We start from the raw sequence: 22,914 nt of genomic DNA, 5'->3' as shown, positions 1-22,914 counted from the left end.
AGATAAGAGGGGGTGACTTTCGCTCCCTCAAGCGCCGCTGCAGTGGAGATCACTTGACCAGCCCGCTCGCCGATCCCGGCTCAAGATCCCGGCGATCCATCACCACGAGGCTATTGCCTTCACGCGAGCCGACGAACAACAGATCGCCGCGAGCGGCGATTCCGTAGGTTTTATCCAATAGTGGATGCGTGAACGACGACAAAAAACGAGGTTTCGACAGATCGGAAATATCGACAACGGCGACGCCATCTCCTTCCACCATCGGCAAGTAGGCTCGGTCTTCGACGACTTCGCACCGATTTGGTTTCCCTAGACGCTCGTCAACCAGCACTGCTTCGAGAGAAGGCTTGGTTGGATTGGAGATGTTCACCACCAGAAGCGAATTATTGTTCCAACAAACGGCGACATATCGATCGCCGACAAACTTCCCGCTCACCTGGCACAGATGCGGGTTCAGCAATACCGCGGTCAACTGCGGATGCAGCGGATCTTGGATGTCGACTACCGCGAGACGATTGTTGCGGCCGAACAACGTCCCCACCAGGGCATATTGATCTCGCAACTCGACGCTGAAAGGACCATCATTATCCGTGGTGACTTGAATATTGCTAACAACTTTGGGCTCTGTTTTGTCGCGTACGTCGACCACATACATCCGCTTGCTTTGTTGCAAAGCTACATAACAGTAGCCATCTCGATAAGCGACTTTGTAAAGTGCGCCGGGGCCATCCGCCGTGCCGATCAATACCTTTCCTAGCAACTTCATCTCCGCCGGATCGGCCACATCCACGATCAGCAGATGATGATTACTATTGGATGTGACATAAGCCGTCGTCCCATCCAAGGCGAACCCCGCCGCTTGATCCAGCGCCGGGTGGGTGAACGAACCTAAAATCTGCGGTTGAGTCGGATCCTTGATCGAGCAAACCGTGAGTCGATGCCCCTCGCGACATGGAAGATAGGCTCGATCGCCGTCGAGGTAAACGTCTTCCACTCCTCGCAACAGCACAGGATCGACCAGCACGCCGACAAAAGGAGAAGCGGCCTCAAGAGCCCCGTAATACGCAAATGCAGATCCAAAGAAAAAGACGACAAGCAAGAGAAACTTGAAATTTACAATCATGAAAGTGGCTTTACCGATGGTCTGTTGAAGAAGAACCCAATTGAAAATTGAACGTGCTCTTTCCCTCTTTCACGCTGGCGGACAAATTGCTGGACTGTGAGAACTGAAACTTCCTCGGGATTTTCGCCTGAATCGGAGTAAGCGGGATCCGCTTATCCAGTTCGTCTCGAGTCGAGGGGGGGGAAACGGAAACGACATATTCCCCTGGCGGAATCCCGTCGCCATACTGCGATCGGATCCGGTATTTGCCGTCGTCTGCGATCACCGCCATCGCGGCGAAACCGGTGCGCGCATTTTCAAAAGAGACGATCGCTTGGGAGACCGGCTCGTCGTTCATCATGACTTGTCCGGTAACCGGGACGATCGGAACTTGATTTCCTCCCATGCAACCAGCGAACATGCAGCACAAGACGCCGCCAGCGATCCCGAAATAGAAATTCTGGAGAGTAGTTCTTGAGTACATAGTGCAAGCCCAATTGGAGAGATGCAGGAGGAAGTCAACGGGCCAATAGAGCGTTCCCGTTCTGGATCATTTCTTACCGACAAGCAAGGAATCGGAAGTACGGCATCCGCACTCCCTAGCTTTCTCTACGACCGATTAGTAATCGCCGATCGTGAGACCATCATTCCGTGCGGCTAGCGGACACAGGATCCCATTTACATCAATCGTTTCCGCAAGGAAATGGGCGCTTCCGTCCGCAAACAACACCTGCGCTCCGCCGGGATGAGCCGACTGAATCGGCGCATTGGTGCCGTATTCAACATTGCCTAAGGTGTCGGAAGTCTTCGCTTTGTAATTCACGGCATAGCGAATGGTCGAGATATTGTGCGTGTCGTTCTCAATGGTGCTCGTCCAATCCGAGGTCCCAGGGTATCCCGGGGATCCAGTCCCCATCGTGAAACCCCAGCGCCACGAATTTCGGAGATCTACTTTCGCTCCTGTCGAGTCAACGCAGAAATCAGACTGTTCGCCGACGAGCAGCGTGTTGGTCAAGCCATCGGTGATTTCTCCCATCCGAATCGACAAATTGGGAGGCATCAACCCATTGGAGCAGACATAGCCATATTTCCCTTGGATGCAGCGATCTCCGGTTGTCGACGACACCACGTCGGTGGGCGTCGCCGCTCCTGAAATCCCCATATAGTTGGAAGCGCCAAAACGGGGACTAACGCTTGCTCTGCTCAGGTTTTCTAAGGGACTCGAAGGGCAGATATAGCCCGAGATCACCACATCCGCGAAGGCCGTTTTGGTTGTCGTAGGCGCATTGGAGGTTTGTCCCCCACGACTCTGGACGAAAGTCCATTGATCGTACAAGGCGCGCTCTTCAATGAACGGCAACACTCCCACCATCCAGGACGATGCGTACTGATAAGCGCTGCCAATCGGAAAAGCGCCGAAGGTGTCGTGGTAATTATGCAGAGCCAAGCCGAGTTGCTTGAGGTTGTTCGAGCAAGACATCCGCCGGGCCGCTTCGCGGGCCTGTTGCACAGCGGGCAGCAAAAGAGCGATCAACACGCCGATGATCGCAATGACCACCAGCAATTCGACCAGGGTGAACCCTGCACGAATTCGGAATGCAGAAGTCGGGGCGGAGCCGTTTTCGATCGAATGGCGGACATCCCCGACCAGATCTTCGGAACGTCCGTTCAAGCAAGGCGTGGAGGCATGCATTTTCAAGGATTCTCTTGGCTGGATAGAGAGCGGAAAAAACCAAGCGTCAAAGTCGATTGCCGCTGGTCTCTACAAACTAGCAATAAGCGAATCCCAGATCGAACAAGACCATATGAAGATTCGATCAAAGTTCTTTGCGTTATATCTTCCGCAAAGCCAAGAGGCCTCTTCGCAAAGCCAAGAGGCCTCTTCGCAAAAACCGATTTCGGAACAAATGCGCGCAATCATCAACAGAAAGCGTCAACCAGCGCAAAACACTAGCGCAATGTCTTTCTTTTGGCCAAGCTAAGGTAAAACAGATCTTGAAGCGCGCGGCGACAAATCGACTTCGCTTGTCGCTTTTACTTCGGCTGCACCTGACGCCGATATTCCGACGGCGACATTCCCGTCTTCTTGCGAAACGCCGAGCTCATGTATTCGACATGCTCGAAGCCGGTGCGATCGGCGATGTCGGCCATCGAGAGTTGCGTGTCGCGGAGCAATTGGCGGACGCGATCCAGTCGCACTCCGACCAGCGCTTCGTGCGGCGTTTTGCCGGCCGCTTCTTTAAAGCGATATTCGAGCACGCGGCGCGAAAGCGGCACCACCGACAACACGTCTTGCACGTTGACGCCGTCGCAGGCATGTTCGCGAATGAACTGCATCGCTTTGGCGATGATCGGATCTTCGGTCGCCATCACGTCGGTCGATTGTCGCGTGTTGATCCCCAGCGGCGGCACGAACATGCCTTCGTCACCGACCGTTTCGCCGTTCATCTGACGATCGAGCAAACGAGCCGCTTCGTATCCGGTGGTGCGCGCGTCAGGGATCACGCTTGACAGCGGCGGCGAGCAAAGATCGCACAACAAGCGATCGTTATCGACGCCGATCACGGCGACCTGCTCCGGTACGGCGATCTCCAACTCGCGACAGATGTCCAACACCTGCTGACCTTTGATATCGTAACAGGCCATCAAACCGATCGGTTTCGGCAGTTTGTGCAACCAGGCGGCCATGCGACGTTTTTCGCGCGTCCAGGAATACGACTCGCTATCGCGCGGCGTCGACTCGAAGATATGGCAACGTCGCTTCGCTTGCTTGAGACGCTCGACAAAGTTTTCTTCGCGCCACTTGGACCAGTTGAAATGAGGCTCTCCGCAAAATGCGAACTCACGAAACCCACGCTCCAACAAATGATCGGCGGCGGTTCGGGCAATTTCGGCGTCATCGGTTTCGACCCACGGCACGCCGGGCACCAACTGCGCGGCGCTGACGTCGACGACCGGCATCTTCAGCTTTTTTACAACCGCTGCGATCTGAGGAGTTTCGATTCGAACGATCGCGCCATCCCCCTTCCAACTTTTTAACCAGGCCGGCGGCGACGCGCCGCGTTCTTGTTCCGGCACATAAATCGACCACGGCTGATGCTCGTGGACATACGAGATGATCCCTTCCAACAGCCCCCGTGCGTACGCGTTTGACGTTTCAATCAACAGCGCGACTGTCTTGCGGCGTTTCATGAGAAAGCGTTTATCCCTTGGAGGAGCGGCGTGGTTGGCTCCATTGTAGACGAAAATTGTGGTGACACTGCACCTTATGTGAAATACCTCCGATCGTGTTCGCGTTTTCTCATGGCTTTTAGCGCGGCGACAGATCAGGTTATAAGAACGTGCTGAACGCCGTCGCCATTTTGTCAGTACGCTGCACTCTCCATGCATCTTCTCGCTCGAAGGATTATTGATGAATACGAAGCAGTTCAACGTGGTGATTGTGGGTCTCGGTTTCGGCGCCGAGTTCATCCAGATCTACAAAGCTCACCCGCAAATCAAGATGTATGGGGTCTGTCGACGGAACGAAGCCGAAATGAACAAAATGGCCGACATGCTGGAGATCGAGCAGCGCTACACCAGCTATGATCAGGTGCTGGCCGACCCGGCGGTCGACTTTGTTCATATCAACTCGCCGATACCGGATCATGGCTGGATGTCGCTCAAGGCGCTTGACGCCGGCAAGCATGTGATGTGCACCGTACCGATGGCGACCACGATCGAAGAATGCCGTCAAATCGTCGAGAAGGTCGCCGAAACCGGCCTGAAGTACATGATGGCCGAAACGGTCGTCTACAGCCGCGAATTTCTCTACATCAAACAGCTGTACGACCAGGGGGAACTGGGAGACATTCAATACATGGCCGCTTCCCATCCGCAAGATATGCAAGGCTGGCCCGAATATTGGGAGCGCATGATCCCGATGCATTACGCGACCCATGTCGTCAGCCCCGTACTGGGCCTGATGAACAGCCGCGCCGAATACGTCAGCTGTTTCGGCTCTGGCGCTATCTCGCCCGAACTGGCCGAGAAATCGGGCAATCAATACGCGGTGGAAACGTGTCACATCAAGCTAAAAGATAGTCCGGTCGCCGCTCATATCTGGCGTTTTTTGTTTGACACGGCGCGACAATATCGCGAAAGCTTTGATGTCTACGGCACGAAGAAAAGTTTTGAGTGGGCGCTGATCGAAGGGGAGGAACACGTACTGCATACGGCGAAAAAGCCAGAACACGAAATCGCCCAACGAATCACCGTGCCAGACTTCGCCCAACGGTTGCCGGCCGAGATTCAAAAATTCACGCGGGCGATTCAGGATGTTGAACACTTGTCGTTCATCCAAGGCGCCGGACACGGCGGTTCCCATCCGCATCTGGCCAACGAGTTCGCCTGTGCATTGACCGAAGATCGTGATCCCTGGCCCAACGCGGTTATCAGCGCCAACTGGACCTGCGTCGGATTGTGCGCCCACCAATCGACCAAACAGGGAGGCGAAATCGTTCGCTTGCCTGATTTCACGCTCGCCTAACGCTAGAGCGCGCAAGAGGGATTGAAGAATCTATATCACTTACCCAAACGCTCGTCGCCGCTGTGACGAGCGCGATGGCCGGAGTTTCGCCGTGATTCGTTTGCTTGCCGCAGCTGTGCTGTTCGCTTCTCTTTTCAACTCGCTTTCCCAGGCGGCGGACGAAGCGCCGATTCGGATTCTCTTTCTCGGCGACCAAGGGCATCACCACCCTGCTGATCGCGCCGCCCAGCTGATTCCGGCCATGAAAAAACGCGGCGTCGACATCGAGTACACGGAGGACATCACGGCGCTCAACAAAGAACGGCTCAAGCAATATGACGGTTTGATGATCTACGCCAACACCGAGAAGATCTCGGCGGACCAAGAAGCGGCGCTGTTGGATTATGTCGCCCAAGGAGGCGGCTTGATTCCGCTGCACTGCGCCACTTACTGTTTTCTCAACTCGCCGGCCTATGTCGACTTGGTGGGCGGACAGTTCTCCAAGCATGGAGGCGAAATCTTCAGCACCGTTATCGCTGAGCCCGATCATCCCCTCATGCAAGGCTTTCACGGTTTTCAAAGTTGGGACGAAACGTACATCCACCATCGCCACAACGATCGCGATCGCATCGTGCTGGAGTATCGCATCCAAGGGGGTCAAGCCAAGGGACAAACGCGTGAACCCTGGACCTGGATTCGCACGCAAGGCGCCGGCCGCATCTTCTATACCGCTTGGGGACATGACGCGCGGACGTGGGGCAACCCCGGCTTCTTAAATCTAGTTGAACGGGGAATTCGTTGGGCGACCAAGCATGATCCGAGCGTCGTGCCCGACTTTGCTGACAAGTCGCGGTTCGATCCGCCGGCGATGACCAAAGTTTCGGCCGACGCCGCCAAGTTTGATTACCTCGATGTTGGCGCAAAGATCCCCAACTATACGCCGAGCGACAAATGGGGAGTGCAAGCCGCGCCGCTCACCGTCATGCAGGCGCCGCTACCGGCCCAAGAGTCGCTGACTCATATGATTCATCCGGTCGATTTTTCGGTGGACGTATACGCGGCCGATCCCGAGTTGGGCGGAAAACCGATCGCGATGAATTGGGACGAGCAAGGGCGACTCTGGCTGTGCGAAACGCTCGACTATCCGAACGAACTGCAACCGAACAACCGTGGTCGCGATCGGATTCGCATTTGCGAAGACACCAACGGCGACGGCCAGGCCGACAAGTTTACGATCTTCGCCGAAGAGCTCAGTATTCCGACAACCATCTTGCCTTATCGCGGCGGCGCCATCGTACAAAACGGGACGGAGACCCTGTTCCTCAAAGATACCGACGGCGACGGCAAAGCCGACGTTCGCAAACCGTTGATCACCAACTGGACCTTGGGCGATACGCACGGCGGCGTCAGCAACTTCCACTATGGGCTCGACAACTGGGTCTGGGGGATGCAAGGGTACAACGACTCCGCCCCGATGATCAATGGGCAGAAGCAGCCGAATTTTCGGATGGGCTTTTTTCGTTTTCGCCTGGACAATCAAGATCCGCCGAACGTGACCGATCTAGAGTTCGTCCGCTCGACCGACAACAACACTTGGGGACTCGGCATCAGCGAAGAAGGCCTCATCTTCGGTTCAACGGCGAATCGCAATCCCAGCGTCTATATGCCGATCGCCAATCGCTACTACGAGCAAGTTCGCGGCTGGGGACCAAGTCGGTTAGGCACGATCGCCGACACCTATCTGTTTAAACCGATTTCCGACAAGGTTCGTCAGGTCGATCAACATGGGGGCTACACCGCTGGGGCCGGCCATGATCTTTACACGGCTCGCGTTTATCCACAGCAATGGTGGAACAAGACCGCCTTCGTTTGCGGCCCGACCGGCAAGCTAATCGGCACGTTTGTGCTGACTCCGGATGGCTCTGACTTCCACTCGACCAGCCCAATGAATCTGATCGCCAGCAATGACGAATGGACAGCGCCGATCGCCGCCCAGGTCGGCCCGGACGGCAACGTCTGGTTCCTGGACTGGTACAACTATGTCGTACAGCACAATCCAACGCCGCATGGCTTTAAAACCGGCAAAGGCGCCGCCTACGAATCGGATCTGCGTGACAAGAAACATGGCCGCATTTACCGTGTCGCCTACGACAATGCGAACCCAAACGCCAATCCTGCGATCACTCTAAAGAACGCCGATGTCGCCGCTTTACTGTCAGGGCTCAAGCACCCGAACATGCAATGGCGCCTGCATGCCCAGCGATTGCTGATCGATCGCGGAGAGCGTGATGTCGTGCCGCAGTTGATACAAATAACGCTCGATCCAACGACGGACGCGATCGGCCTGAACGCAGGAGCAATTCATGCGTTGTGGACATTGCAAGGACTCGGCGTATTGTCTGATCCGCAACAAACGGCCGCTCATAGCGCCGCAGCGAAGGCGCTCCAACATCGCTCGGCCGGCGTACGACGCAACGCGCTGGCCGTGTTGCCGCCGACGGCGACTTCGACAGCGGCGATTCTCGCCAGTAGAACGCTGCAAGACAGCGATGCGCAAGTTCGCCTGGCGGCGCTGTTGGCCCTTGCCGAGATGCCTGCCAACCAAGCCGCAGGCGCCGCGATCGCCCAATTGACGACCGACGCCAAGTTGATGAACGACCGCTGGTTGCCCGATGCATTAACGTCTGCGGCGGCAAAACATGCCGACGCTTTCCTGCCGCAGATCGCGGCGCCCCAATCGCCTGACGATCGCGTCCTGCGACTGACGACCATCGTCGCCGAGCATGTTGCGCGCGGCAAGCTGGACGCTGGTCAACTTGATTCGCTATTGAGTAGCCTCGAAGCGGCCGACCCGGCGATCGTCAGCGCAGTGATCGATGGTCTCAACAACGGCTGGCCCAGGGACTACAAGATCGACGCGATGCCGACCACTACTTCTGTCGCCGGCGCCGTGGTCGAAAAAGCGCCGATCGCCACCAAAGCGGCGTTGATTCGCTTAGCCAGCAACTGGAACGGAGTCGATCTGCAAACCTATGCCGACAAAGTCGCCGACCAATTGTTGGGAGTCGTAGAAGATGAAGACGCCAGCGAAGACGCACGAATCTTGGCGGCTCGTCAGGCTGTCGAGTTTCTCGCAGACAGCATGCAGCCGGTGGATGTGATCTTGGATATCGTCGGCCCCCATGCGACTCCGAAATTGAACGAAGGCCTCCTCTCCGCTCTCTCAGCCAGCACCGCCGCAGCGACCGGAGAAACGCTGGCCGAAAGCGCCGGCACGATGACCCCGGCGACGCGCGATGCGGCGATTCGCGTACTGTTGTCGCGAGCTTCCACCACCGGCGATCTGGTCAGCGCGTTGGAATCCGGCGCGCTGGCGTTTAACGATCTAAAGCTCGATCAACGTCAGGCGCTCGCAGATCATCCTGACGCCAAGATTCGCGAGCAGGCCCGCAAATTGTTGGCCATGGGGGGCGGACTTCCCAATGCCGATCGCGACGCCGTGCTGCACGAACTGCTGGCGATTACCGAAGCCAAAGGCCATCCGAAAAATGGTCTGGAGCTATTCAAAAAGCATTGCGCCAAATGCCACAAGCATAGCGGCGAAGGGGGCGACGTCGGCCCTGATCTAACCGGCATGGCCGTTCACCCCAAAGCCGAACTGTTGACCAACATCATCGATCCAAGCCGGAGCGTCGAAGGCAACTTCCGCACCTACAAAGTGCTGACGATCGACGGCAAGTTGCTGACCGGCATGCTCGCCGGCGAATCGCGCACCGCGATCGAAATCATTGACGCCGAAGCGAAGAAGCATTCGCTAGCGCGGGAAGATATCGAAGAGTTGGTCGCGTCGCGCAAGTCGCTGATGCCGGATGGATTTGAGAAACAGATGACCCGCGAAGAACTAACCGACCTGTTGGAGTTTTTGACCCACAAAGGAAAGTTTATCCCGCTGGCGCTCGATCGTGTCGCGACCATCACCAGCAACCAAGGAATGTTCTACAGCGCCGATAGCCCCGGCGAGATGCTGCGTCTAACCGACTGGTCGCCCAAGACGATCGAAGGCGTTCCATTCGTGCTGATCGATCCTACCGGCGACAAGCCGAACGTCGTCATGCTAAAGAGCCCAAAAGGGCCGATACCGGCCGCCATGCCGCAGTCCGTCAAATTGCCGCTGCACGCACCGGCTCAAGCAATCCACCTGCTCAGCGGAATCAGCGGCTGGGGCGCACCGTTCGACGACAACCAGACGACGGTAATGACTGTCCGGCTGCTTTACGCCGATGGCCAAGTCGAAGAAGTTCCCCTGAAAAACGGGCGCCACTTCGCCGACTACGTCCGCCGGGTCGATGTGCCTGACTCCAAGTTCGCCTTCTCGTTCTCTGGCGGACAACAGATGCGTTACCTCAAGATTGAGCCCAAGCGAACGGCCGAAATTGCCGAAGTGGAGTTGGTAAAGGGGCCGCATCCTAGTGCGCCGATCGTGATGGCGATCACGGCGGAGCAGCCGGATGGGAAGATGGAATAGATAGGACCGTTAAGAACCTGTCTCAGACAAATGCTCAACGTCTATCTGCTGTCGGCCATGACGACAGCTAATGATGCGCACCAGGCTTTTTTCTTCGTCAATGCAAAAAGAAATACGCAGGGATCGACGATCTGCGCTCGGATTTCGTAATCACGAAACGCATTTTCCGGCGCAATAGGGCAGCGATGAGGAAAATACGCGAGGCTTTCGATCGCTTTTGACGCCTTGCGCCGCCATCTTTCCGAATTGATCGGCGACTGCCTCTCAACGGCGATAAAAGCTAGAAATGTATCAATACCAGAAAGAGCTTCCGTAGAAATCACGACGCGATATTATTTCATTCCCTCGAGAATCCTCGACGGCGTCCCAGTTGTTCTAGCTTTTGCCGCTCGGCTGGCGGGATTTCGATTTGCATGGCCGTTTCACCTTCTGGCTCATTGTATGCCGGCGGCAGTAAGTTCGACAAATCTGCAGAAAAATTCACTTCCCTAACCCACTCCGCAACCGCTGCAGATAATACTGCACCCCCGGAATAAAAAAGCACAGCGACGCGATCACGCCGTAGATTAGATGCGCATAGAGCGGAAAGATCGCCATCGGCAGCGCCGTTAGAAACAGCACGCCGGCCTGGATATAAAACCAGCCGGTGAGGATCCCTCCTTTGATCAAAAACAGCATTCCTAAAATCACGGCCAGAATTGGCGAGAGTTCGACCGGTTGCATCCCCATCAGCGCTTCGATGGGGAAGAGCGACACTACGCCGATCATCCCAGCGCCCCAGACGTGGGCGATCTGTCTTTCGACAAACGTGACCGGCCCCATACGCCGGCGCATTCCCCAAAAGATGATCGCCCAAGCGCCGGCGATCACGGTCCAAATGAAGATGTAATGCCAGCGAGTTTCGTCGCCGATTAGTTGCAGGCCAAAGGTGGCCAGCGACATCGCCAGCAAGACCAGGCTATGCCAAATCCAGAGCAGTCCCCAGTTCTCCAGCACCTGGGCGTGATGCGTTTCGCGAAAAAGTCGCGAGACGATTTGCCCGAACCGTCCGCTGCGAGCCGAGATCGATTCGTCATGCAGATAGGCGTTCAAGTCGCGTGACAGCGCATCGGCGCTGCCGTACCGCAGATCGATTGGCTTTTGCAAACAGCGGAGCGCGATCATTTCTAGATCGCGATCGACCTTGGGATAAATCTCGCGTGGGAGCGGCGGGTCTTGTTCCAGCACCTTCAAGACGACTTCGACCGGCGAGTCTCCTTGAAACGGCGGCCGCCCGGTCAACATGGCGTAGAGGATGGTCCCCAAGCTATAGACGTCGCTGACCGGACCGATGCGACCTCGATTGCCGGCCGCTTGTTCCGGCGCCATGTAGGTGGGCGTGCCGAGGATCGCGCCGGTGCGGGTCAGATCAATGCCGTCGGTCGTTCGCTTCGCCAGGCCAAAGTCGGTCACGAGCGGGCGCCCCGTCTCATCCAGTAAGATGTTGGACGGCTTCAAGTCGCGATGCAGCACTCCTTGCTGATGCGCGCAGTGCACCGCGTCGGCGACTTGCTTTAGCAGCAGAGCCGCATCACGCGGCGCCATGGGACCGCGGGCAATTCGGTCTGAAAGCGTCTCTCCCTGCACGTACTTCATTGTGAAGTAGCAGCGGCGATCAAACTCTCCCACTTCGTAAATCGGCACGATCGAGGAATGCTCGATCCGCGCGGCCGCTTCCGCTTCACTGCGAAAGCGGGCCTGATCTTCAAGCGACGCCAGGCGATCGCGCAAGACCATCTTCACGGCGACGATGCGATCGAGACTTTTTTGCCGCGCGCGATAGACGATTCCCATCCCGCCGCGACCGATCTCTTCCAACAGGTGATAGTCGCCGAAATCCGCCGGCAAACTAAGCGGCGACAAATTACCGCTGGATGAGCCAGTGATGCTTTGCGTGATGGCCTGGTCGCTGCGAACTTGCGTCGCCACCGCGTCGGCCAGCATCACGGCGCCCCACAGCTCACGCAGGTCGCTCGCTAGATCGGGATGCGACGCGGCGACGTGATCCAGATCGACCGATTGCCCGGCTTGCACCTGGGAGGTGAGCTGATCGATCAATGCGGCAAGGCGCTCGTCACGCTGGTCGGCGTCTTCGGTCATACGTGGTTTACTCGTCGGTCGGTTCGCCCAACAACACGCGCAGGCGGCGCAAGGCGCGCAAGTAACGCATGCTGGCGGCGGCGGCTGACAGCTCCAGCGCCGCGGCGACTTCTTGATTCGAGAGTTGCTCAAAATGGCGCATCACCACCACTTCGCGGTCTACATCCTCTAACTGGGCGATCGCCTGTTCAAAACGAGCTTGCAGCTCATGCATGGTCGCCGCGGCGGCCGGGGTCAGTTCGCTATCGCAGATCTGGGCGATGATGTTGATCGACGATTGGTCGACGTTCAGCGGCGCCGCGATGTTTTGCTCTAAATCGACGCTCCGCTTTTGCGACGCGCGATGGCGACGATGCGCGTCAATGATGCGATCGTGAGCAAGATGCCGCAGCCACAAATGGAACGGCATCTTTGGGTTGTCCATGTAGTCGGCCAAGCGACGATTCGCTTCGACCAACACGTCTTGGACCACATCGCTGGCGTCGACTCGGCGGCGAATCTTTCGGTCCAGCCGCATCTCGACCATCCGGCGCAGCGAGTCGCGATGCCGCTCGAGCAGCTTATCGCGCGCGTCGGCGTCGCCCCCTTTGGCGTCCAGGATCAGTTGTTCCGTCTTTTCGGCTGTAGGCCACATAGATTTAATTATCGTCAGGGATGGGGGTAAACCGCAAGAATGCCGGCGTTTCTGGTTAAACAAGGGGTAATTCTCGACCAGAATTGGTCACTGGCTGGCGATTTCGGTCAAAATCGTTGAAAATCGTCTCCGCGGCGAAATCTTGCCGTACTCAGCAGTCGTCTAACAGGGTGAAGGGCGAAACGTGGCGAAGCTCGGTCAAGGCAACAAAACTCGGACCTGCCGAAAACAGCAGGAATCGTTGGAGGACGTGTTTGCGCGCCTTCACGGCGAGTTGCTGGGCGCCTTGTACCATTTGCTAGGTAATATGGAGGACGCTCGCGACGCACTCCAAGACTCCTTCATCAAATGCTGGCGGCACCAAGACAAATTACCCGAAATTGAAAATGTGCGAGCCTGGATTTTCCGCATTGCGATCAACACCGGTCGCGATCATCGTGAAAGCGCCTGGCGCCGCAAGCGCCAGCACCTGGTCGCCGAAGAAGAAACGGTCATCAGCCCGCATGCGTCGGTCGAGAGCAAAGCGGAGCATGCCGAACAGATCGATCGGATGCGGCTTGCCGTGATGCAACTGCGTGACGAAGAACGGGAAGTGTTCCTGCTTCGTCAAAATGGTGACATGACCTACGACGAAATCGCCGTGGCGCTGGAGATCCCCTCCGGCACGGTGAAAACACGCATGCGGATGGCGCTCGAAAAACTGCGCACCATCCTGGCCCCTAGCAAGGCCGACGCACCTCACTAACCGATAGCTCCGCCCCCCGGAAACCGCCCAAGGAAACTCGCCCACCTGCGTTTACCACCTAAAAGTTCGATGACCGATCACGACGAAATCCGACAACAATTGCTCGAGCTGATTTACGGCTTGCTCCCCGCTGACGAAGCGTCACGGTTGGCTGGTCGTATCGGTCGCGATCCGGAGTTGGCCCGGACCTACGCCGAGGTGAAAGAGCAGACCGATTTGTTGGGGTCGGCCGTTCGCATGACCGAAGTTCCCCTGCCCGACTTCGCCGCTTGGAAGAAGCAGGCGCAAGACCAAGATCGGGTGGAACGTTCACGAGCGATGCAGGGGTTTGTCCGCGGCTTGCAAGTCTTGACCGCTCTGGCGGCGTCGGTTCTGGTTCTCGCTAGCGGCGCGGCGGTCTTCTTTTCGAACACAGCAGAGTTGACGCAAACGGCTTTCCATTCAACGCCGTCCAAAGTTCGCGTTGCGGTGGCTGGCTCGGAAGTTTCGCCCCCGGCGATCGAGCTGGAAGTCTCTGGCCCCCGCGTCCTCAGCAGCGAAGTCGCAAATCGCTTCGCGATCTCGGTTCGTAACGAAGCGGCGCCTCAGGAAGAGACCGAGATCTCTTACAATTTCAAATCACCGCAAGGCGAAACAATCGCCGCCGGCAAGCAACAAGCGGTCAACGGCTTGGCGCGAATCGCGCTGCCGGCCGACCAAGCTCGCGCGGACCTGAAGCTGCAAGTATTCGCGCAGCAGGGTCGTGAATTGGCCGAAGTCGAATCTCCGCAATTGGCCAATGCGCCCCCCAAGACGGTCACTTCCCTTTCGCTCGATCGCTCGCTGGTCCGCGCCGGCGACACCCTCCGTTGGCGCAGCAATACGCTGACCAGCCAGACGCAACAACCGGTTGATGGAGCGGTCGCCTTTGAGATTTTCGATCCCAATCAACAACCGGTGACTGGATTCGTCGACCAGGGAGAGACGCGTCAGGGGGTCGCCGCCAGCATGTGGTCGCTTCCTTCCGACATCATCGCCGGCAACTATTCGCTGATCGCCAAAAACGCGGATGGAGTCGCCGATGTAACGCGGTTCCAAGTTGATCCGATCGCGCCGCCGGTCTGGAACGCACAACTTGATTTTGCCCAAGAATGGTTCAGCCCTGGTGAAGAAGTCTCGGCGTCGCTTCAATTGAATTCGCAATCGGGTCAGCCGCTGGCCAATCAAAAGCTGCAGATGCGGCAGATTGTGAAAGGGAGCTTTGTCGCCGCGCCGCAAGAGATTGAAACGTCGGCCGATGGTCTGGCGATGGTCAAGTTGCAGTTGACCGACAGCGTTGCCCCTCACATTTCGCAACATCTTTACTTCTCCAACGCCGATCAAAGTTGGGCTTTCGCCTCGCCGATTCCGCTTGAACCGCAATCGGTCGATGTCCTCTTCTGTCCCGAAGGAGGAACGCTGGTCGCTGGCCTCAGCAATCGCGTTTACTTTCATGCGACCGACGCCAATGGCAAGCCGGTCGAACTGCAAGGCGCCGTCCTCAACAGTCGTGACGAAGTCGTCGCCACGGCGAAGACCGAATATCGTGGTCGCGGCCGGTTTGATTTCATTCCGCTGCCGCAGCAAAACTATCGCCTGACCGCCGCGTTGGGCGATAGCCGGATTGACGCCGATTTGCCGGCCATCAGTGAGACGGCCCTCGCGACCATCAAAGTGTCTGACTCGGTGGTCGACGCCGATCAACCGCTCGAAGTTGAAGTGGTCAGTCGCGACGCCGACCAACGGTATGGCTTGGCCTATTACAACAACGGCGCCTTGGTCACGCAGCAATTCTTCGCCGTTCCGCAAACGCTCAAATCGACGCGTGTTCGCTTGGACGTGCCGCGCGAGATCGCCGGCGCCGGCGAAGTAACCCTCTACGCAGCGAGTGAGTTCGGACAAATCACGCCGCTGGCCGAACGGATGGTCTTCCGTCGACCGGCGCATCGTCTGGCGATCGAAACGCCTGATTTGCAGCAAGACTATGCGGCCAATGAGCAGGTAAACATCCATGTCGTCACCAAAGACGAAACGGGTCAACCGACGCTCGCCGCCCTGGGAGTCGCCGTCGTCAACGAAAACGCCTTCGCCCATACGACGCAAGCTTCGCCGACGTTGGTCGCATCGCAACTGTTGACCAAACGGCTGCAACGCCCCGAAGAATTGCAAGATCCGCAAGCGTTGATGAGCGGAGACGCGGAGGCCGAACGGGAACTCGATTTCATCTTGGCGACCGACGGTTGGCGACAATTTATCAAGTCTGACAACGACTATGGCGATGGCGATGCGTTCTCGCAAGAGCTCGCTTACGGTCGCCAAGCGGTGCCTGCGGAAGAGTTGGAGAGAATGGGGGAGATGCTCCCCAACGACTTCGGCAACTTCGCTTCTTTCGATCCGGAACCGCCGATCTTGATCCTCAAGAATCGCATCTCGTCTTCCGTCGTCGCGTCGTCGTCGACCGCATCCGCTCCCATGGCTTCGGCCGCAGTCGGTTCCGGCTTTTCTATGACGCCGTGGCTGCTTTGCGCGGCGATCTTCACCATGCTTGGCTTGATCGGATTGGTGCTGCTCCATTCGGCCGGATCACCCTGGTTCTGGGGGCCGGCGATCATCGTCTCTTCCCTGGCGGTGATCTTGATCGGAGTGATGTCAGCGCCAACAACCGTCGGCTCCCCCGCGATCAGCAATCCGCTGGCAATGCGTGAGAAGAGCGTCGCGGCGCCGACCGCTGCTCCGGAAGCAGCCATGTCTAGCGCCGGACGCGCGGAACTAAACGACGGCCTGACGCAGCTTAGCGATGCGGTGCTGGAAGAATCGGTGACAGAAATGGATTCGTCGGTCATGGACGTCGATCGCGTCCAGATGCGACGTCAGTCGCTTGCCGCGGAGCCAGGCGACGCAGTTGTCTCCCCTTTTTCAGACATGCAGCCGATGACAGCGGATGCCGAAATGGAAGAACAGCGAAAGCTGGCCGAATCCAAACCGCCTGGCGTCGCCGGCAAAGCGACGCCGATGGCCGCGCCGATGGCTACCCCCGCCGAGTCGGCCCCTGTGCCGATGTTGAAAGGTACGGCGGAAAATCGGGCCGGTGAAAAGCCGCGCGCCATGCGAGCCGCCAACGACGAAGCGGCGGCCAAGAAGGAAGCGAGCCCTGCTCCTGCGACGCCGATGGCCGCGATCAGCGCAGTGTCGGAAGCACCAACACCAACGTCAGAATCCAAAGAAAATAGTCGAAAAATGGGCGTCGTCGGCGCTCGCCCGCAATCACGTTATTCGCTCTCCGACCAGAAAGCGAAGTCGCAACTAGGCCAATTGCAACAGCGGCGCGACAACATGTCCACGCTGCAAACGGAGAACGACCTCCTCTTGCGAAATCAAACGCTCGGCGCGACCGAATACGGACTTCGCCAGGCCGAGTCACAGCGAGAAATCAAACAGGCAGGCAGGGCCCAGCAAGCTCTGCCGATGCAAGCCGCCGGCGCCGGAATGGGCGGGGGACAAGCTGGTCCAGTCGCAGGCTTCGCCCCTTCGCAACCTGCGGCAGAAGCGGCCCCCAATCAACAACCGATGCAACGAATGATGTTGTCGCGAGGCGCAACGCAACGGGACCGCGCCGCCGGTGATGACGCTCAACCGAGTACCGACGCAACCGACAAACGAACCGAGAAATCAGCGAAAGATTTTTACTATCGCGCTTTCGCCTACGGCGCATCCGAACAGAAAGATGCTGCAGGCGACCTGAGCAACCAGACGGCGCCGGAAACGATTTATTGGGCGCCGCTTGTTCAGACCGACTCCAGCGGCCAAGCGACCCTCAGCTTCCAATTGCCGCCAACTCCCGGCAAGTATCGCATCACGATCGACGCTTTGGGCGACGGTCGGCTCGGCTCGGTCCGCCATCGCTTCTCGACCCTTCCGGTCGCAAACAGCGCAACTCCGCCGCCGTCAAAAAAGGCGAGCAAGTAGGTTATTGGATCGCCTGCGAGCTAGACTTGGCCATGGTGGCGGCGGTCGACGCTTTCATTCGTTCTTCCTCAGGCGGAAGTTTTTCCATGTAGCCGTGTGCTTGGAACCACTCCCAAGCGTCCATGATCGATGTCCTCGCCGGTCGGCAGTGATAGCCCAATTCTTCTTCGGCTCGGCGGCTTGAGTAATAGTGATAGACGACCGACATCTTCATCGCCGCCGAATTGACCGTCCCCTCGGTTCCCGTAAGCTTGCACCAGACATCTCCGACCAGCCCTGCACCGAACACCATCAACGGTCCCATCCGGCAAATTGGCTTGGGGATATCGGCGACTTCGGCGAACATTTTCCAAAGCTCCAAGTAGGTCATGTTCTCGCCACCCAGAATATAGTTCGCGCCGCGGCGACCTTTTTCACTGGCCAGCAAGATCCCCTCGGCCACATCCCGTACGTCGCAAACCGTGGTGCCGCCGCGCGGCGCTAGCGGCGGTCTCCCCTTGGCCACTTCGATCAGCATTCGTCCGCTCGACGGCTTCCAGTCCCAAGGGCCTAACATGTAGCCAGGATTGACGATCACCGCATCGAGCCCGAGCTCAACCTGGCGGCGAACTTCCGCTTCTCCCGCGGTCTTGGTCACCACATATGGAATCGGCGGATTGTAGACTTGCCTCGTTTCTTCGTCGGCCAGTTGATCGCGTAATCCAGCGCCCAAGGTATCGGCGCTGGAAACATGAACCATCTTGGCGCCGACTTCACGCGCAACGACAGAGATATTCTGCGTTCCGCCCACGTTGACCTCTTCGGCTCGCTCTTTGCCGGTCCAACCGATATGGACGTAGCCAGCGCAGTGGATCACCAGATCAACCCCACGCACCGCGGCTCGCAGACTGTCGCGATCACAGATGTCTCCGTTGACGATCTCCAAGTCAAGATCGTCGATCGGCAACGTCGAACGCTCAGAGCGCACCACCACGCGCACCTTCCGCCCATCGCCCAAAAGACGTCTGACGACATTATTGCCGACGAGTCCGGTCGAGCCGGTAACGAGAACGGTCAAGGGGATGTCTCCAGGGAGGTCAGAGCGAAGGAACAAACCAAGGCGCCGCTTGATGATACTTGCCGGAACTCAAAAACGCTATTTTTTCTCAATCACCGCCGCAATTGCGCCCGAAGTGACAGTCCCGGAGATCGTCGCAGCCGCGACGCCGATCTGAGCCGCAGTCAGCGGATCGGCGCCGGCGATCCCCGCTGCAGCGATCGTCGCCAAAATTGCATCAGGCGAGAGATCGGCTCTCGCTCTCGCCGGCAGAAGCTGCGCCGCTTGGCCAGGCGGCGCGACGATCAACCCCGTTTCAGTCCGTAAAAAATAGGTCTCACGATGCTCGGTCGCCGCCGCAGAGATGGCTCCTAGATCGTTATCCACGATCGAAGCGGACCAATCTTCCAACTCTAAATATCGCCACCAACCGGCGAACTGCCCAAGCGGAGCGTCGCTCCAGACGATCAGACGTTTACGCGCGTCTTGTTCGGCAATATGCCGCGCCACACGGCGGATCTCGTTGTCGATCACGCTCGCCTCGTTGACCGGGCTCCGGTCGACGATCACCAGCCCATCATGTTGTCGGCAAGCGACCCGCAGTTGCATTTGCAGCGGCAGCGACAGCGCCTCGTCGAGCACTCCGTCATGCCGTAGTCGCCAACGCCGCGCTGCGCCAGCTTCGATGATTTGATAGTCGACCGGAGTCGTCCAGCGGCCATCGCTCTGCAGATAGTCGGTCGAAAAGGTAAGCTCGGCAAAACGTCCCTTTAGTTCGTACCAAACCCCGTCATCCCCTACGACGGTCACCGCGGCTCGAATTTGAACCGTTAGTTCACACAGGGCCGCCAGCACCAAGCCAATGCCCCCGACCGTATCTTCGGCTTTGGTGACCCGCCCTTCCTCGGTCACGTGCAACGTACGACAGAGGGTTAAATCGCCGGCCACAGCGATGCGGAGCCGCCAAAATTGGCTGAGTACGTCTCGGATTGCCGCGATGTCGCTCAACACTAATTCTCGTAAAAATAGGGGTGATATCACGATTTTACCGCTTCACCGGCGACCAGCGGCTCGATTGACGCGGCAACTTCTCTTGTGACCGGCGGAAGCCTGTGGGAAACTGGAAGCTCCCGCCTTCGCTCCTTCCGGAAGTATATGCCGTATGTCCGGCCTTGCCACGATTTCTCTGTTGGTCGTCTCCGCTGTTATCGGCGCAAAATCGCTCGATCTTCAGCGAGCTGACCTACGTCAGCCGCAACGCCTGGCCTTGTCGCACGCTGGAAATCGCCTGCTAACCGCTAATCAGAAGAGCGGCAGCGTCTCGCTGATTGACCTGACAACGCACCAAACCATCGGTGAATTCCGGGTCGGACAAAGCGTTTCGTCCCTCACCATCCTCCCCGGAGATCACTTTCTGCTGACCGATCCGGTCGCCCACGAAGTCATTGAGATCGCACTGGCCGACGACCAGATCTCGGTCGTTGAGCAAGTCCCGGTTCCCGCCTATCCGCAGCGCATCGCCGCGACCGCCGATGGCGACGTGATCTATGTCAGTTCGCTCTGGCCAAAGCAAATGACCCGGCTGGAGAAACAAGCGGGGCAATGGCGCGAGACGAAGCGACTCACGCTCCCGTTCGCTCCGCGTGAACTTTTGTTGTTGCCACGGCGAAATGTCTTGATTGTCGCCGACGCATTTGCCGGCAACCTGGCGGCGCTGTCGACCGATGATTTCGAAGTGCAGGCGATCAATCAATTTCCGGCCCATAACATTCAGCGCATGCAGGCCGCCGATGATGGGGAGAGCGTTGCACTGGCGCATCAGATGCTCAGCGAACTGGCTTTTACCAACGAGAATGACATTCACTGGGGAATGGTGATGTCCAACGACATTCGTTGGCTCGCGGTCGACGCGCTGGTAAAGCAAGACGCCGATCTCTACGAAGGGAATCGGATGCACTCGATCGGTGAGCCGGGGCGCGGCAGCGGAGATCCGACCAGCATCGCGATCGCGATGACTGACGACTACGCCGTATCGATGGGCGCCACCAATCAAATCGCGATCGGCAAAGACCACGCCTACGGCATCTGGCGCGTGAAGGTGGGCCAGCGTCCGACCGATGTCATCTTCTCGGCCGATCAAAAACTGGTTTATGTCGCCGACTCGCTGGACGATACGATCTCGATCGTCGACGTCAAACGGCGCGAGCGGGTTGGGATGATCTCGCTCGGCCCCCTGCGTGAACGGACGTCGGTGGAAAAAGGAGAAGCGCTCTTCTATCGCGGGCTCTCGATGGAAGGTTGGATGTCGTGTCATAGCTGCCATACCGACGGGCACGCCAACGGTCTGGCCAACGACAATCTCAGCGACGATTCGTATGGAGCGCCCAAGCGCGTTCTCTCGCTGCTCAGCCAAAGTGATACGGCGCCCTACGGTTGGCTCGGCAAGAGCGACACGCTGCAGGTTCAAATTCACAAGTCGATCACGCAAACGATGCAGGGAGAAGATATCCGCGAAGAAGAAGCGAATCATCTGGCCTCGTTTCTCGAAACGCTGACGCTCCCTCCGCCGATTGACACGTTGCAACAAACGCGCGACGACGCCCAAGTCGCCGCTGGCAAGGCGCTCTTCACCGAACTGAGCTGCGTAGAGTGCCATGCTCCGCCCACTTACACGACGCCTGACGTTTATGACGTCGGCCTGCATGACAAGAAGGGGAACGAGGCGTTCAATCCCCCTTCTCTCCGCGGAGTCGGCCATCGCGGTCCCTACTTCCATGATCGCCGCTGCGAAACATTGGAAGAGGTGATCGCCGTGCAAAAACATCAACAACCGCGTGATCTAAGCGACAACGAGCGAGCTGCGCTTATCGCGTTTCTGCGCAGCTTGTAACACATCGATTCACCACGCCCCAACTCGCTTCGTAGCCCGAAGCCCAAGTTTTGAGGTTGCGCTTTTTCGAATTGATTGAACACTAGCCCGCCAGCGCCAGCGAGGGAATGCGGCTGGCTACTTCAAACCGTATCAGAATCGCCGAGCGATTTTCCCTCGTCGCTCGCGCAGCCAGCTAAGAAGAATGGCGACGACGGATCGCACCTTACCACTCGCGCGGCGCGGTCACGGCGATTCGGAACGGTTTGTAACCCTGACGGGTTCGCTGCATCTAATCGGTACGTCTATCCGTATCGAAATCTCGCCTGGAGTCCTGCAATGAACTACGTCCAACTTGGCAATACCGGCCTGAAGGTTTCGCCCCTTTGCCTCGGCTGCATGACCTACGGCGTTCCCGATCAAGGAGCTCATCCTTGGTCGCTGGACGAGCAACAAAGCCGCCCGTTTTTGCAAACGGCGTGGGACGCGGGGATCAACTTTTTTGATACGGCCAACGCATATTCAGCTGGAACCAGTGAAGAGATCGTCGGCCAAGCGCTCAAGGATTTCGCGCCTCGAGATGAAGTCGTGATTGCGACCAAGGTTTTCTTCTCTTGGAAAAAACGTCCCAACGCCGGCGGTCTGTCTCGCAAAGCGATCTTCACGGCGGTCGACGACAGTTTGCGGCGACTAGGGACCGACTACATCGATCTCTACCAAATCCATCGCTGGGACTACGACACGCCGATCGAGGAAACGCTCGAAGCGCTGCACGACGTGGTGAAGTCGGGCAAGGTTCGCTATCTCGGCGCATCGTCGATGTTCGCGTGGCAATTCGCCAAGTCGCTCTATTTGGCTGACGCCGGCAGTTGGACTCGCTTCGCCACGATGCAGCCGCAATACAGCTTGCTCTATCGCGAAGAAGAACGCGAGATGTTGCCGCTGTGTGAGGAAGAAGGGATCGGCGTGATCCCCTGGAGCCCGATGGCTCGCGGCAAGTTGGCTCGTCCTTGGACCGATCAACAAGCGACCACCCGAGCCAACAATGACGACTATGGAAACAAACTGTTCGGTAAAACGGCCGACGTCGACCAACCGATCATCGATACGGTCGAAGCGATCGCCGCCAGCCGCGAAGTTTCGATGGCCCAGATCGCCCTGGCCTGGGTGATGAGCAACCCCGTGGTCACCGCGCCCATCATCGGCGCGTCCAAACCGCATCACCTAGAGGATGCGTTGGCGGCGCTCGAGATTGTTCTCACCGACGAAGAGCTGGAGACGCTGGAAAGCTGTTATACGCCGCGCGAAGTCATGCCGATGCGGTAGGGAAGAAAAGCGGAAACCGGAAAGCCAGAGGGAGAATTCCGCAAGCG

At 57.9% G+C, this 22,914-nt stretch carries 15 protein-coding genes; 6 read left to right on the top strand and 9 right to left on the bottom strand.

Translation table 11 applies throughout. From position 1 onward, the window contains the following. Positions 1-49: 49 nt before the first annotated feature. The 4 genes from M4951_RS00935 to M4951_RS00920 form a co-directional block, all read right to left on the bottom strand. Positions 50-1,123, bottom strand: a complete 1,074-nt coding sequence (locus M4951_RS00935) for an LVIVD repeat-containing protein (RefSeq protein WP_262024610.1) — start codon at positions 1,121-1,123, stop codon at positions 50-52. 10 nt (positions 1,124-1,133) lie between these two features. Next, complete coding sequence (locus M4951_RS00930) at positions 1,134-1,586, bottom strand: carboxypeptidase-like regulatory domain-containing protein (protein ID WP_262024609.1); 453 nt, start codon at positions 1,584-1,586, stop codon at positions 1,134-1,136. A 135-nt stretch (positions 1,587-1,721) separates the two neighbouring features. Beyond that, entirely contained in the window at positions 1,722-2,795 is a 1,074-nt protein-coding gene (locus M4951_RS00925; RefSeq protein ID WP_262024608.1) for a DUF1559 domain-containing protein, read from the bottom strand. Between the two features lie 341 nt (positions 2,796-3,136). Continuing rightward, positions 3,137-4,294 (bottom strand): xylose operon transcription regulator XylR, encoded by a 1,158-nt coding sequence (locus tag M4951_RS00920; RefSeq protein ID WP_262024607.1) that lies wholly within the window; start codon positions 4,292-4,294, stop codon positions 3,137-3,139. A 220-nt stretch (positions 4,295-4,514) separates the two neighbouring features. Here M4951_RS00920 and M4951_RS00915 point away from each other — a divergent pair, with 220 nt between their 5' ends. Beyond that, complete coding sequence (locus M4951_RS00915) at positions 4,515-5,630, top strand: Gfo/Idh/MocA family protein (protein WP_262024606.1); 1,116 nt, start codon at positions 4,515-4,517, stop codon at positions 5,628-5,630. Between the two features lie 91 nt (positions 5,631-5,721). Beyond that, positions 5,722-10,134 carry a PVC-type heme-binding CxxCH protein gene (locus tag M4951_RS00910; protein WP_262024605.1) on the top strand — a complete coding sequence of 1,471 codons (4,413 nt, stop codon included), beginning with the start codon at positions 5,722-5,724 and terminating at the stop codon, positions 10,132-10,134. 41 nt (positions 10,135-10,175) lie between these two features. Here the strand turns inward: M4951_RS00910 and M4951_RS00905 are convergent, their stop codons facing one another. The 3 genes from M4951_RS00905 to M4951_RS00895 form a co-directional block, all read right to left on the bottom strand. Further along, a complete protein-coding gene (locus M4951_RS00905) occupies positions 10,176-10,457 on the bottom strand; it encodes a hypothetical protein (RefSeq protein ID WP_262024604.1) in 282 nt (93 codons plus the stop codon). A gap of 157 nt (positions 10,458-10,614) precedes the next feature. Beyond that, positions 10,615-12,273 carry a serine/threonine-protein kinase gene (locus M4951_RS00900; RefSeq protein WP_262024603.1) on the bottom strand — a complete coding sequence of 553 codons (1,659 nt, stop codon included), beginning with the start codon at positions 12,271-12,273 and terminating at the stop codon, positions 10,615-10,617. A 7-nt stretch (positions 12,274-12,280) separates the two neighbouring features. Next, a complete protein-coding gene (locus M4951_RS00895; RefSeq protein WP_262024602.1) occupies positions 12,281-12,907 on the bottom strand; it encodes a sigma-70 family RNA polymerase sigma factor in 627 nt (208 codons plus the stop codon). 250 nt (positions 12,908-13,157) lie between these two features. On the opposite strand from M4951_RS00895, the gene M4951_RS00890 reads away from it, so the two are divergent. Both M4951_RS00890 and M4951_RS00885 read left to right on the top strand, forming a co-directional pair. Continuing rightward, positions 13,158-13,652, top strand: coding sequence for an RNA polymerase sigma factor (locus tag M4951_RS00890; protein ID WP_262024601.1), 495 nt, complete (start codon positions 13,158-13,160; stop codon positions 13,650-13,652). A 69-nt stretch (positions 13,653-13,721) separates the two neighbouring features. Beyond that, the gene (locus M4951_RS00885) at positions 13,722-17,636 is read left to right on the top strand and encodes a hypothetical protein (protein ID WP_262024600.1); all 3,915 of its coding nucleotides are present in this window, start codon (positions 13,722-13,724) and stop codon (positions 17,634-17,636) included. 1 nt (position 17,637) lies between these two features. Here the strand turns inward: M4951_RS00885 and M4951_RS00880 are convergent, their stop codons facing one another. Together M4951_RS00880 and M4951_RS00875 are read right to left on the bottom strand one after the other, a co-directional pair. Next, on the bottom strand, positions 17,638-18,693 hold the full coding sequence (locus M4951_RS00880) for an NAD-dependent epimerase/dehydratase family protein (RefSeq protein WP_262024599.1): 1,056 nt from the start codon (positions 18,691-18,693) through the stop codon (positions 17,638-17,640). Positions 18,694-18,771: 78 nt separating this feature from the next. Continuing rightward, positions 18,772-19,680 carry a hypothetical protein gene (locus M4951_RS00875; RefSeq protein ID WP_262024598.1) on the bottom strand — a complete coding sequence of 303 codons (909 nt, stop codon included), beginning with the start codon at positions 19,678-19,680 and terminating at the stop codon, positions 18,772-18,774. A gap of 154 nt (positions 19,681-19,834) precedes the next feature. Between M4951_RS00875 and M4951_RS00870 the strand changes: the two genes are divergently transcribed. Then, positions 19,835-21,562: a c-type cytochrome gene (locus tag M4951_RS00870; RefSeq protein WP_262024597.1), complete on the top strand. Its 1,728-nt coding sequence runs from the start codon at positions 19,835-19,837 to the stop codon at positions 21,560-21,562. A gap of 318 nt (positions 21,563-21,880) precedes the next feature. Beyond that, positions 21,881-22,867, top strand: coding sequence for an aldo/keto reductase (locus M4951_RS00865; protein ID WP_262024596.1), 987 nt, complete (start codon positions 21,881-21,883; stop codon positions 22,865-22,867). Positions 22,868-22,914 lie beyond the last annotated feature (47 nt).

The organism is Blastopirellula sp. J2-11 (assembly GCF_024584705.1).
Taxonomy (GTDB): domain Bacteria; phylum Planctomycetota; class Planctomycetia; order Pirellulales; family Pirellulaceae; genus Blastopirellula.
The sequence above is the reverse complement of the archived record's forward strand: the minus strand, read 5'-3'. Positions and strand labels throughout refer to the sequence as shown.